Origin of the sequence: Pedobacter zeaxanthinifaciens, assembly GCF_003313335.1 — a bacterium.
GTDB classification, from domain to species: Bacteria; Bacteroidota; Bacteroidia; order Sphingobacteriales; family Sphingobacteriaceae; genus Pedobacter; species Pedobacter zeaxanthinifaciens.
Genome location: NZ_QMHP01000004.1, coordinates 368,200 through 381,492 on the forward strand (window position 1 = coordinate 368,200; position 13,293 = coordinate 381,492).

Consider the following 13,293-nt stretch of genomic DNA (forward strand, 5'->3'; position numbering starts at 1 on the left):
ATTTTTGCTGTATGAGAAACAGGTTTAGTAAGCTTAAGTTGCGATAATTATAAAAAGAGGTATTGTGTACGATGATGTTGAACTTATTACTTGGCGCCTGATGTAAACTACCTGTTTTGCTTTACGGCCGAACTTTTTCGCTGCTTGTACGATTTAACATTAGCAATAATATGTAATCATGAAAGCAGCAGATGATTTTGGAAAACAATATATTCCTAAACAAAGGTTGGGCGAATATTTAGATGTAAAGGAAGAAAGAACATTTGCCACCGAAACAGAAGCAGTAGATTTCTTTTCCATAGCAAGAAAAAGATTGCTTGATGTAAACCATTGGGCTAAACTAGCTGGCACCGCTTTATCGAGTTTTCAACTTACCAACGCCTTTGGCAATGTAGTGGATAGGTACGCCGAAGTTGGCGATTATCTGCGAATTGATATCCCTGGGCCGGGTACTGCTTTGGGAAAAGGCTACGATTGGGTTAAGATTGAAGAAATAGCAGAAGAAAGCGAAGCTGGTATGGACATGATTAGTTTAAGGGCAAGGCCAGCAAGTAATCCGCTTTCGGCAACAAGCAACGAAACAGCACATTTTTTAACGGAACAAGCTACCTCTACTTTTCAAATTAAGCGTATTGGAAGGCACATTTATGCTGAAGAGCATGGCAGAAACGAACAAGCAAATACTTACACCGCAAGTACGGTAGATAATTTACGCAACATGCTTGTAGGTTGGGCAGCAATGGTTGGATTCTCCTATCCGCAGTGGAAAGCATTAGTTAAAGGGTTAATTGATACTAAATGATATGAAAATGAATACAAGAGATGGTAAAAGCACATCGCCATGGGAAAAGGCGGTGCCATTTGTGGAAGAAAAAGATGCTGAATTACCTAAAAAATATAATGTGCTGATTGTTGGAGCCGGTATCACGGGGGTAACTACTGCGTTGATGCTTCAAAATCAGGGCTTAGATTGCTTGCTGATAGACACTAATACCATTGGCGCCGGAACAACTGGTGGCACCAGTGCGCACATCAACACTTTCTTGGATGCTACCTACCCAGAAATTGAAAGCGACTTTAGCGAAGACGCTGCAAGTTTGGTGGCAAAAGCGACGAAGGAGGCCATTACAATTATCAAAAATCATATCTATGAATTAAAAATTGACGCTGATTTTGAAGAAAAGAAGGCTTACCTGTATGCAGAAGACGAAAAGCAACAAAAAGAACTCGATGAAATTTATGAAGCTTCAAAACGAGCTAATGTAAGTGTACATCAGGTAGGTAAAGAAGCGCCGCTTCCCATGTCATTCCTCAGTGCATTAATGTTTGATGGACAAGCGCAATTTCATCCCATAAAATATATAAGTGGTTTATTAAAGGAGTTTTTGCGAAAAGGTGGCGAAGTGTTGGAGCACACAGCATTTAAATCCTGTAAAATAGAAAATGACTGCCATTTGGTGCAATTAGGTGATTTGGAAATCTTTGCTGAACATTTAGTATACGCAACACATATTCCGCCTGGTATCAATCTGTTTAATTTTTCTTGCGCACCGTACCGTAGTTATGTGGTGGGGGCGGAGCTGAAAACGGATCACTACCCTGACAGCCTTTGGTATGATATGCAGGAGCCTTACCATTATTGGCGTACGCATGTAATTGATGGAAAAAAAACGCTATTAGTTGGTGGCGAAGATCATAAAACTGGACAAGGCAATCCAGCTGAAGCTTTACAGCATTTAAAGGATTATGTAAGCAAGTACTTCGAGGTAGATCAGTTTACTTTCGAATGGTCATCACAATACTATATTCCGGTTGATGGGCTGCCTTACATTGGAAAAATGCCAATGGCCGATGAAAATACTTGGGTGGCAACGGGTTTCAATGGAAATGGAATGATTTGGGGAACAATAAGTGCCAAAATGATCAGCGATTTGATAATTGGACAGCCTAGTGATTATGAAGATTTGCTCAATCCATCTAGAATTAAACCTGTAGCTGGCTTCAAGGAGTTTGTAACTGAAAACGCAAATGTGGCTTGGCATTTTGTTGCAGATAGGTTTACTGCCGAGCAACTTAAAGCTGTTGATGCATTGGCTCCCAACGAAGGTGTTGTAGTAGATAGCGCTTCGGGAAAAGTAGCGGTTAGTAAATCAGAAAGCGGACATATTAAAGCCATCAGCGCAGTTTGTACCCATGCTGGTTGTATCGTTAAATTCAACAAGTTGGAGCAAAGTTGGGACTGCCCTTGTCATGGCGGAAGATATGATATCGATGGAAAGGTAGTTACTGGGCCACCACTTCAAAATTTAGAAAAATTAGATTGGTCGGAACTTAAGGCTTAGGTTTCGATATCCTTTATTAGTACAAATCATAAAACAAACGTTTATGATTGCAAGGGCGGGTTATCTTTAACTCGCCTTTATTTTTACAACTCATTTGATATCTACTTACTAAAAGTGTTGTATCATATTGTCTATCTGTTGTGTAGCATCTTATCCAATTTTAAGCACTAACAGATTTCTATTAAACTTATTTGGTAAATTGATTCATGAAACCAAGTATTTAAACTCTTTGTTTATTTAATTAAGGAGATGCATTTAGAGCTTTTTCGCATATTTTTTAATTAGGCAATTAATCCTTTTGCATTTTTTTAAGGTCATACCAACAGAACTAAACCAAAAGATATGAAAAGTAGTGTTCGTAATTTTTATTGGAGTATCATCTTATTTTGTGCTGCAATTTTATTGTCCTCGTTCGTTCGCTTTGTAGGCCCGGCTAGCAAAATTGCCATGCCTTACAAAAAAGCAGGTTTAACAACCGAGCAGGCGGCCGCACATTTATTAAGTCGTTTTACTTACGGGGCAAAACCTGGCCAGGTACAGGAAGTAGCCAAAATGGGTCTCGAAAAATGGTTAACTGAGCAATTAAAAGGCGACGAGAAAGACAACACATTGGACGACATGTTGACCAAGTTTGATGCAATTAACATGAGCAATACCGAGGTGGAAAATACCTTCCCGCGTACGCCAAGCATCAGGAAATTCGCTATCGATGAAGGATATATCAACAAAGATTCTCTAGCCAAAGGCGATAGAAAAAATGAGCGTGAGGGATTAGAAGCGTATATGAAAGCAAACGGATATCGTCCTCAACAAGAACTCTTCCGCCAATTTTTTAGTCAGAAAATTTTAAGGGCAGCTTATTCAGAAAATCAGTTGAGAGAAATCATGACCGATTTTTGGTTCAACCATTTTAACGTAGCACTAAATAAACCGCAGTGTGCTGCTTATGTTCCTGCTTACGAGAGAGATATCATTCGTCCAAATGTATTCGGAGATTTTCAAAAGCTGTTGTTGCAAACAGCTAAATCGCCGGCAATGCTGCTATACTTAGATAACTTTACCAGTTCTGGAAACAATGTACCTGCGCAAGATCAAAGCATGGACATGATGATGGGTGCAAACGCAACACCTGCTCAAAAGAAAAGAGCTATGGAGCGCATGGAGAAAGTTAAACAACAAGCGCAGCAGAAAAAAGGGCAAGGTGGTTTAAATGAAAATTACGCCAGGGAGGTAATGGAATTGCACACCATGGGTGTTGATGGCGGCTACACGCAAAGCGATGTAACACAGGCAGCTAGGGTGCTTACCGGTTGGACCATCGCACCAATGGGTAAAATAGGTTACGGCGGTGCAGTAAAGAAAATGATTGATCGTTTTGGTGAAAGTAATTTACAGCAAAAGGGTTTTGTTTTTGATGGCGATTTCATGTTCAATATGAACAGACACGACAATGGCGAGAAAGTGGTTTTAGGACATAAATTTCCTGCTGGTGGTGGTTACGATGAAGGTGTTGAACTGTTAAAAATGTTAGCGCATCATGCTTCTACAGCAAAATTCATCTCTAAAAAATTAGCTGTGCGTTTTGTTAACGATACCCCTCCAACATCGCTAGTTGATAAAATGGCGAAAACCTTTAGTGCCACAAATGGAGATATCAAAAGCGTGCTGATTACCATGGTAAACTCACCAGAATTTTGGTCTAAAGATGCCCTAAGGGAAAAAACCAAATCGCCATTTGAGTTGGCTATGAGCGCAGTACGTGGTTTAGATGCTAAAATAGATAGACCTTACGAGCTCTATACTTGGATCAATAAAATGGGTCAACAAATGTACTATTATCAAGCGCCTACAGGTTTCCCTGATAATGGTCAATACTGGATCAACACCGGCTCGCTGCTTAACCGTATGAATTTTGGTTTGGCTTTGGCTACACAGCGCATCCCGGGCGTAAGCTTAAATTTAGCAGCGCTTAATAACAATAAAGAGCCTGAAAGTGCCGAGGCTGCTTTGGTAACTTACAGTAAAATTATCATGCCTGAGCGTGAACTTACTGAAACCGTGGCCCGACTAAAACCTATGCTCAACGATCCAAATTTGCAACATAAGGTAGCGACTGCAGCTGAGAAAAATAATGCTGCGGTACCAAAACCTGCCGATACAACGATGGATATGGACATGAAAGCCGGTAGAAATGGTAAAGCAACATTAGGCGATGGCCGAAAAATTAACCAAGATCCGGTAATTAAACAAAAAGCTGGAACCAACACCATGTTAGCACAAGTTGTGGGCGTAATTATTGGTTCTCCAGAGTTTCAACGTAAATAAAATTAAAGTTATGGTTTCTAGAAGAGGATTTTTAAAAGCAGGCGGCCTAGCACTATTTGGTATCGGCTTAGGTGGTATTCCTGGATTTTTAGCTGATGCCGTAGCAGGCACTGTTGCACCAGGCCTATTTAAAAGAAAGAAGATATTAGTTTGTATTTTCCAACGCGGTGCTATGGATGGCTTAATGGCCGTAACACCGTTTACCGATAACTTTTTAAAAGCAGCCCGCCCTTCGTTGTTTATGACTGCGGCTAAAGGTGCGCCTAACCAAAAGCCGTTAATTGATTTAGATGGTAAATTTGGTTTACACCCCTCAATGGCGGCTTTTGAGCCTATGTTTAGGGAAAAACGATTGGGCATTGTACATGGTATAGGCTCACCAAACAATACTCGTTCGCACTTTGATGCACAAGATTTTATGGAATCTGGTACGCCGTTTAAAAAAGGCACAACCAGCGGATGGCTCAACAGAGCAGTCGGATTATTGGGCCATGATGGCGCAACTCCATTCCAAGGTGTAAGTTTAACCTCGTCATTGCCTCGTTCGTTTTACGGTGAAAATCCTGCTGTAGCTATTAAAAACCTCGCTGATTTTAACATCCAAATGCGTGGTAACGTCAACGGTGCTAAAATGGCTTCGCAAAGTTTTGAGGATTTGTATGATCAAACTTCCTCTGGTTTATTAAAAAATACAGGTAAAGAAAGTTTTGAAGCAATTAAAATGTTGCAAAAAACAGATGTGAAAGCCTACAAACCAGAAAACAATGTGGTTTATCCAGCAACAGCTTTAGGCAACTCGTTAAAGCAAATCGCACAGCTCATTAAAATGGATGTGGGGTTAGAAGTAGCCTTTGCAGAATCTGGCGGCTGGGATACACATTTTAATCAAGGTAAGGATACAGGCGTTTTTGCTAGGAATGTGGAAGATTTAAGTACTTGCATGATGGCCTTCTGGAATGATTTAGCTCGTTACCAAGATGATTTGACCGTAATGACGATGACAGAGTTTGGTCGTACGGTAGCTCAAAATGGCACCGGCGGCACAGATCATGGCCGTGGTTCATGTAACTTCATTTTAGGCCATAGCGTAAATGGCGGATTGGTGCATGGCGTGGTAAATCCACTTTCTAAAGAAAACTTGGAAGATGGTAGAGACCTTGCAGTAACTACCGATTTTAGAAGCGTATTTAGTGAAGTTGCTGATGTGCATTTGGGCATCAATAATGATAAGATATTATTCCCTGATTTTGATGGAAAGAAAATTGGCGTGATGAGGGGATAGTTTTTGTACAGTTTTTTGAATTAAGCCAAGGCTGCAATTGTGGTCTTGGTTTTTTTATGTGAAAATTTATCACTTATATTTGCCCATAGCTTTTACGCAAGGCCGTAATAAACTCAAACAACACTAGCAATATCAATTTCTTAACCGCTAAATTTAATGGAGCGCATCAATATCAAAAAATTAGCTGAGGCATTGAACCTGTCCAAATCTACAGTTTCAAGGGCTTTTAGAGATAACAGCGACATTAAACCTGATACCAAGGAAAAAATATTGGCAAAGGCTAAGGAACTTAATTACGAGCCTAACCACTATGCTAGTAACTTAAGGGAACAAAAAAGTAGAACCATTGCCATCATAGTTCCCGAATTGGCTAATAACTATTTTTCGCAAGCCATTCACGGTATTGAGCGCATTGCTCGCCAGCACCAGTACCATATTTTAATTTATGTAACTGATGATGACTATCAAAAAGAGGTAGATTTCATTAGGCATTTGCACAACGGACGTGCTGATGGTATCATTATGTCTGCTTCAGGCGAGGCCGATGATCATGCTTATTTAAATAATTTAGGCGCAAAGCGATTGCCTTTGGTGTTTTTCGACCGTATTTATGAAGATATAGAGGCACCTAGAGTGATTACAAATGATTATGACAGCAGTTTTAAAGCTACAGAACATTTGATTCAGCAGGGTTGTAAGCGCATTTGCTACCTCGTGGTAAATAAAAACCTAAGTATTGGTAAAACACGTATGAGGGGCTATCAGGATGCTTTGGCAAAATATCAAATTCCTTTCAACGAAAAACTTATTGTTGATTGCAGTAACAGCTACGAAGAAAATGCGTTGATCATCAAAAATGCACTACAAGATTTAAAACCCGATGGCGTATTTGCATCCGTGGAGCGTTTAGCTTTTGCCACTTACTACGCTTGCTTTGATTTAAATTTACGTATCCCAGATGATTTGAAGGTCATTGGTTTTTCTAGCCTTGAAATTGCGCCATTGCTAAATCCTTCGTTAACCACAATGACTCAGCCTGCTACCGAAATAGGAGCTCAGGCCGCACAGCTACTTTTCAATATTTTGGAAGGTCAGGAGTCGGTAGAAACCATTCAAGAAGTGGTCCTAAAATCAAAGCTTTACGGGCGCAAATCCACTGCGAAATAAGGCCGTTTTTTAGTACGGTTTTTCAAGGCTATTTTTTCAAAAAATTTCATCACTTAGTGTATTTTAAGAAGAATTTCAACAAATTTTCGGGAACGTTCCCGAAAATTTGTTTCAAAATGCGCTTCGAATAACGGGAACGTTCCCGTTATTTAGTGTACCATTAAGCTTAGTGTTTTGCTTACACTTTCTTTAATTTTAAATTGTTTTCAATATATTGATTATCAATAATTTAAAATAGTTTATTTCTTAGTTGTTTTTTGAATTTTTTACGCCACTAAGTGTGATTTATCACGTTAAAAAAGTAGGCTATTTTGGTGCAAAAAATTAATTTTCAAATAAATTTTGATTACTAGTTTCTACTTGTAAATTAGTCCTTCGTGTATTTTAACTAAAATTCTAACCAAATTCATTAATCAAATTTAGCCTAAGTATGAAAATATTTTACTTACTAAAACGGGGGCTTTCTTTACTATTTATCTTTATGGTACTGAAGGTTCAGGCGCAAACTGGATCTATCTCCGGAAAGGTGCTAGATGAAACCGGACTTCCTTTGCCAGGAGCCTCTGTTTTTATCAAAGGAACTAACAAGGCCGCGTCAACAGACAATAACGGTGTGTTCCAATTTTCAGGAATTGCCAATGGCGATGTAGTACTCGAAGTACGGATCATTGCTTACAAAACTTTACTGCGTACGGTAAAAGTTTCTGGTAAAACCGAAGTAACCCTCAACTTACAGTCAGATAGTCAAATGCTAGACGATGTCGTGATATTAGGTTACGGCTCGCAAACCAAGCGTCAGGTTACTGGTGCCATCTCAAAGGTTACAGGTGAAAAGTTAACCGCTTTGCCTACCCCTAGTTTTGAAGCCAGCTTACAAGGACAGGCACCTGGTGTACAAGTTACGCAAGGTAGCGGTTTGGCAGGTAGCGGCTCGGTAATTCGTATCCGTGGTATCGGTTCTATTAGCGCCGGTGGTGATCCGCTTTACGTAGTAGACGGTATTCCGATCACTTCTGATCCTTTTATCGCTGGTAACCGTGGTGCAATGAACCAAAACCCTTTGGCAACCATCAATCCAAATGATATCGAATCTATTGAGATTTTAAAAGATGCTGCGGCGGCGGGTATTTATGGTTCTAGGGGTGCAAACGGGGTAATCTTAGTAACTACCAAAAGAGGTAAGGCAGGTAAAAGGCCAACCATTACGCTTTCTAGCAGGTATGGTTTAAGTACTTATGCCAACAGACCAAAATTTGCTAATGGCGCTGAATGGTTAGCGTTACGCCAAGAGGCTTGGACTAACGATGGTAACACCGGTTTAGCTCCACTGCCAGGTGGTTTAACATGGGCACAAGCTCGTCAAAATGATACAGATTGGTGGGATATCGTTACTGAAACAGGTAAGTCAAATGATCAATCTATTTCTTACAGCCAAGGTACTGAGAAAGTTAACACTTATATTTCTGCCAGTTACGGCGACAACCATAGCTACCTTAAAGGTAACTCTTACCAACGTTATGGTTTCCGTGTAAACTTAGATGTAAAACCAACATCGTATTTCACTACTAACATTAACATTGGCTACGATAAAGGAACTAATAATCGTGTAAATGCTGCTTGGGCTGGTGGTTTAGGTGATGCAATGTCAACTGCACTACCAATTTACCCAGTATATAACGGCGATGGTTCGTTCTTTTCAAACGGCGCCAACCCTTCAAGGAATCTTGGTTTATTAGATTGGAAAACAATTAACCAACGTTTGATAGGAGGAATCACGCTTGAATTGAAACCAGTTAAAAACCTAAGCTTGAAAGCTATCGGTAATATGGATAACTTAGATGTTGACGATAATATATTTACTCCAGCGTCATTAAGAAATGCGTCTAGAGGTTTTGCAACCGCTTATCCAACAAGTATTTTTAACCGTACAGTAACTGGAACTGCAACCTACGATTTAGCTATTAACAAAGACAATAAGTTGACTTTATTAGCTGGTGCCGAGGCACAGTTTTCAGATAGAACTTTATACAGAAACGGTATTTCAGGCGATGCTGATGGCCCTTTCAATAAAGATTTGGCAAGCTATTACGAAGCAATGCGTGTGGGTGCTGCAGCTGGAGGCTTAAACTTCTATACTGGCTTTAACAAAGAGACTTTCTCCTCACTTTTTGCACGTATCAACTACTCTTATAAAGATAAATATTACTTGCAAGGAGTTGTTCGTAGAGATGGATCTTCAAAATTTGGTCCGAATAACAAATACGGTTATTTTCCTTCAATTTCTGGATCTTGGTACATCAATCAGGAAGATTTCTTGAGAAGCAGTAAGGTAATCAGTAACTTAAAATTAAGAGCTAGTTACGGTTTGGTAGGTAGTTCCAACTTCCCAAGTGGCGAATACTATCAAAAATTTGAATATAGTGGATCTTATAACGGTCGTCCAGTTTTGTTCCCTGTTAATGCCGAAAATCCTAACTTAAAATGGGAAGAGGGAAGAAACTTAGATGTAGGTTTAGATTTTGGATTATTTAATGGCCGTATTAGCGGTGAGTTAGGTTACTACAGGAAAAAAACAACCGATGCCTTAATCAATAGCGCTATTTCTCCATCAACAGGTTTTGATAAAGGCTGGTTGAACGTAGGTGAAATTTTGAATGAAGGTTACGAACTTTCGTTAAACACTATCAATATCCAAGGTAAAAACTTCAAATGGACAACCAGGTTAAATGCTTCAAAAAACTTTAATGAAGTATTAAGTTTAGGTGGTTTTAGTCCAGATGCAGTTGGTGGTGGTACTAACGATACACGTATTGCCGAAGGATATCCTATTGGCACTAACTTCTTGGTTAGATATAAAGGAGTTGATCCTAATGATGGTTTGCCTATTTGGTTAGACAAAGATGGTTTTGAAACTAAAACTTTCTCGTTAGATAACCGTGTGCCAGTTGGTAAAGTATTGCCAGATTATGTTGGCGGATTAACCAATACATTCAATTTCAAGGGATTTGAATTAAATACGATGTTCACTTTTGCTATCGGCGGTAATTTATACGACGCCTCAGCTAAGCGCCAATTAGGTGTGGTAACAGATTGGAATATCAGAGAGGATATCGCTGATCGTTGGAGAAAACCAGGCGATGTAGCTAAATTCCCTCGTTTAACAATGAATGCTGGTAACTATCCAGGTTTATCAAGTGAGTGGCAGTACAACTCTACCATGTTTTTGTATGATGCAACTTTCGTTAGATTGAGAGAAGTAACACTTTCTTATACACTTCCTGCAAAAGCAGTGAGTAAGTTAAGGTTGCAAAGCTTAAAGTTATTTGCCACTGGTATGAACCTGTTAACGTTCAGTAAATATCCAGGTGGCGATCCAGAGATTGCTCGTGATTTCGAAAACCCTCAGGATAGAAATATGAGTCCTAACGTGACTTACTTAACTACGCCACAGCAAAAGTCGATCACCTTTGGTTTAACAACATCATTTTAACCAAAATAAAACGAAAAAGAGATGAAAATTAAGTATAACAATATATGGAAATCATTCATTGTACTTTCTGTGGTAGCAGGTTTTGGTACTGGATGTAAGAAATTTTTAGAAGCAACCCCAGTTGAATCTATCAATAAATCAGTGGCTTTAGCTAATGAGCAAGGCGTAGTGCAGGAAATGAACGGTGCTTACCAAATTGTTGGCGGAACCAATATGTTTGGTGGTAAAATTCAGGTAATGGGCGAATTGCTTGCTGATCAGCTTGATGGCTCACAACTAAACGGCGATTTTGGCGAAATCTATGGTAGAAAAACATCAGTTTTTGGCGCTTACAAAAACGATATGTATAAAGACATTTATCAAGCCATCTATCGTGCCAATATTGTATTAGAAAACCTTGGCGTTACCAGTTCACTTAGAGACAACCTAGAAGGGCAAGCTTTATTTGTAAGAGCGTTAGGACATTTCGAAGCAGTGAAATTATGGGCACAGCCTTACGGCTATTCTTCTGATAACAGTCACCTTGGTGTGCCGTTAAGAACTGCTGCAAGCATTGTAACGCAACAAAGGGCTACGGTAAAACAGGTTTATGATCAGATTATTGCTGATTTGAAAATTGCCGAAGTAAGACTGCCAGATGAAAATAATGGCTATGCAACTAAATGGGCTGCTAAAGCATTATTGGCAAAGGTTTATTTCCAAATGAATGATTTTGCCAATGCTTACCTTTACGCTAATCAGGTAATTGCTTCAAACAAGTTCACATTAGATACCTATGCATCAAGATTTTCTGAAACCGGATGTAAAGAAAGTATCTTTAAAATAACGAATAGTAAAGGTACTTACGAGCCAGGAGGCGAATTAAGAGGTCAGTTTAGATCTGATTTTAACTTGCCAACATTACGTTTCAACAGTGCTTTTTGGGCTACAGTTAACACAGCTACTGATACAAGAAAAGCGTTATACGAAACAGTAAAATATCCAGGTTTTGTTGCTACTAAAAAATACAATAGCGATAGGTTTGAGGTTCCTGTATTGTACCTAACTGATATGAAGTTAATCAGAGCTGAGTCGGCTGCTGAAACTAACACCAATTTAACTATAGCGATTCAAGACATCAATGATATCTTAAGTAGAGCTTATGGTGGCACAAAATCCATTCCTGCTGGTTCATCAGCTAGTTTAATTAGAACTAATGCACGATTTGAGCGCAGCATTGAAATGGCTGGCGAGGGCAATCGAATTTCGGAAATTAAAAGGATTGGTGCTAAAGGCGAAAATATCGACAGACGTGGCGCTAGTTGGAATTGCAATGGATTGGTACTACAATTTCCACAAGGTGAAATGGCTACCAATGCAAGTTTTGTTCGTAATCCTGAGGGAGGTTGTAATTAAAATATAAACAGATGAAAACGTTAAAATATTTCTCATTATTGGCTTGCATACTTTTTGCTTTTGCATGTAAGCCCGAAAAATTTGGCCCAATTACTTCGGAGGTAAATGTGGTGAAACAAATACAGGGAACTTGGGGGTTAACTAAAGTAACGCAGGTAGATCAAGATGCTACCACTAAAGGATTTCCTTACAAAGAATTGGACATTACCAATGTGTATCCGTACAAAGATTTAACTATTGCTTTGTCAGGTGATGCGTCTGGCAATCCAACCACGTTCACTATCACAAACGGGAACTCTCCAAAAATTGCCGATTTAACTTCTGGTACATGGACTGCAGATGATGCGATGGCACCAACTACCATTACATTGAAAAATGGTACTACTACCAATTTGTTAAAATTAGGTTCTTACGCTGGATTAAGCAGTGGTAAGTTTTATCTAACTAAAAATAAGTCAATTAACGGTAAGGTGATTATCTCTTACAAATACGAGTTCACTAAAAAGTAACATGATGAAAAAGTTTTTATTTTCAATGCTATTCAGTTTATGTTCACTGTGGGCATTTTCTCAAGTAACCTTTAGTCCGGCAACTTTTACAGCCGAAGACGAGGTGACCATTACTTTAGACGTTTCTAATACGCCTTTAGCTGGGTTAAATGATATTTACATTTGGATTTTCTCCAACGATGGTGTTGGTGGCGGAAAAGATGGTTTGGTAAACGGCCAGTGGACAAACTCTTCTGAAACTGCTAAATTCACCAAAATTGCTACCAATAAATTTACTTACAAATTTACAGGTACTACCATATTCGGTCAAAGTCCGGCGGAATTAATCAATTTTGGTTTTTTGGCTAAAACAAAAGACGGTTCTAAACAAACTCCTGATTACAAGCCTTACAAATTTGATCCCTTGGTATTTTCTCCGTCACAGTTCAGGATTTTCCCGGCAAAGTTAGACCAAACCGATATGGCAACGGTTTACTTTCACCAGGATTTGGCAACCGATCAAAATTTACAGCGTTTATTTGATGTCAAAGTAACCATTACATTTTATGATGGTGCTGGTAATCAGTTTTCGCAAAAAGCTAATATCGTAGCTAAAAAAGAATCGGATAAATTATATTCTTATTCTTTTATCCCTGAAAAATTAATTACGCTTCCGGCTGGAACCACGCTTTCTAAATTTAGCTATCAGTTTTCTGGTAATTTGAAAGATGCCAATGGTGCCAACGTACCATACAGCGGACCGGTAGTGGAGGTAGCATACTTAACCTTTAATTAACTATTGAT

The 13,293-nt window shown here is 39.1% G+C and carries 9 protein-coding genes; all 9 read left to right on the forward strand.

Features of this window, described 5'->3' with window-relative positions; translation table 11 throughout:
- The first annotated feature begins 178 nt into the window (after nt 1-178).
- The 9 genes from DUT68_RS08585 (at nt 179) to DUT68_RS08625 (ending at nt 13,285) form a co-directional block, all read left to right on the forward strand.
- Nucleotides 179-802, forward strand: coding sequence for a hypothetical protein (locus DUT68_RS08585; protein WP_113637510.1), 624 nt, complete (start codon nt 179-181; stop codon nt 800-802).
- 7 nt (nt 803-809) lie between these two features.
- Nucleotides 810-2,342, forward strand: a complete 1,533-nt coding sequence (locus DUT68_RS08590) for an FAD-dependent oxidoreductase (RefSeq protein WP_198659557.1) — start codon at nt 810-812, stop codon at nt 2,340-2,342.
- Between the two features lie 342 nt (nt 2,343-2,684).
- On the forward strand, nt 2,685-4,667 hold the full coding sequence (locus DUT68_RS08595; protein ID WP_113637514.1) for a DUF1800 domain-containing protein: 1,983 nt from the start codon (nt 2,685-2,687) through the stop codon (nt 4,665-4,667).
- A gap of 10 nt (nt 4,668-4,677) precedes the next feature.
- Nucleotides 4,678-5,949 (forward strand): DUF1501 domain-containing protein, encoded by a 1,272-nt coding sequence (locus DUT68_RS08600; protein WP_113637614.1) that lies wholly within the window; start codon nt 4,678-4,680, stop codon nt 5,947-5,949.
- A gap of 156 nt (nt 5,950-6,105) precedes the next feature.
- Nucleotides 6,106-7,116, forward strand: coding sequence for a LacI family DNA-binding transcriptional regulator (locus tag DUT68_RS08605; RefSeq protein WP_113637515.1), 1,011 nt, complete (start codon nt 6,106-6,108; stop codon nt 7,114-7,116).
- 430 nt (nt 7,117-7,546) lie between these two features.
- Nucleotides 7,547-10,606, forward strand: coding sequence for a SusC/RagA family TonB-linked outer membrane protein (locus DUT68_RS08610; protein WP_113637517.1), 3,060 nt, complete (start codon nt 7,547-7,549; stop codon nt 10,604-10,606).
- A gap of 21 nt (nt 10,607-10,627) precedes the next feature.
- Nucleotides 10,628-12,001 (forward strand): RagB/SusD family nutrient uptake outer membrane protein, encoded by a 1,374-nt coding sequence (locus DUT68_RS08615; RefSeq protein ID WP_113637519.1) that lies wholly within the window; start codon nt 10,628-10,630, stop codon nt 11,999-12,001.
- Between the two features lie 11 nt (nt 12,002-12,012).
- Nucleotides 12,013-12,510: a DUF5004 domain-containing protein gene (locus tag DUT68_RS08620; RefSeq protein ID WP_113637521.1), complete on the forward strand. Its 498-nt coding sequence runs from the start codon at nt 12,013-12,015 to the stop codon at nt 12,508-12,510.
- A 4-nt stretch (nt 12,511-12,514) separates the two neighbouring features.
- Nucleotides 12,515-13,285 (forward strand): hypothetical protein, encoded by a 771-nt coding sequence (locus DUT68_RS08625; protein ID WP_157960817.1) that lies wholly within the window; start codon nt 12,515-12,517, stop codon nt 13,283-13,285.
- Nucleotides 13,286-13,293: the final 8 nt, after the last annotated feature.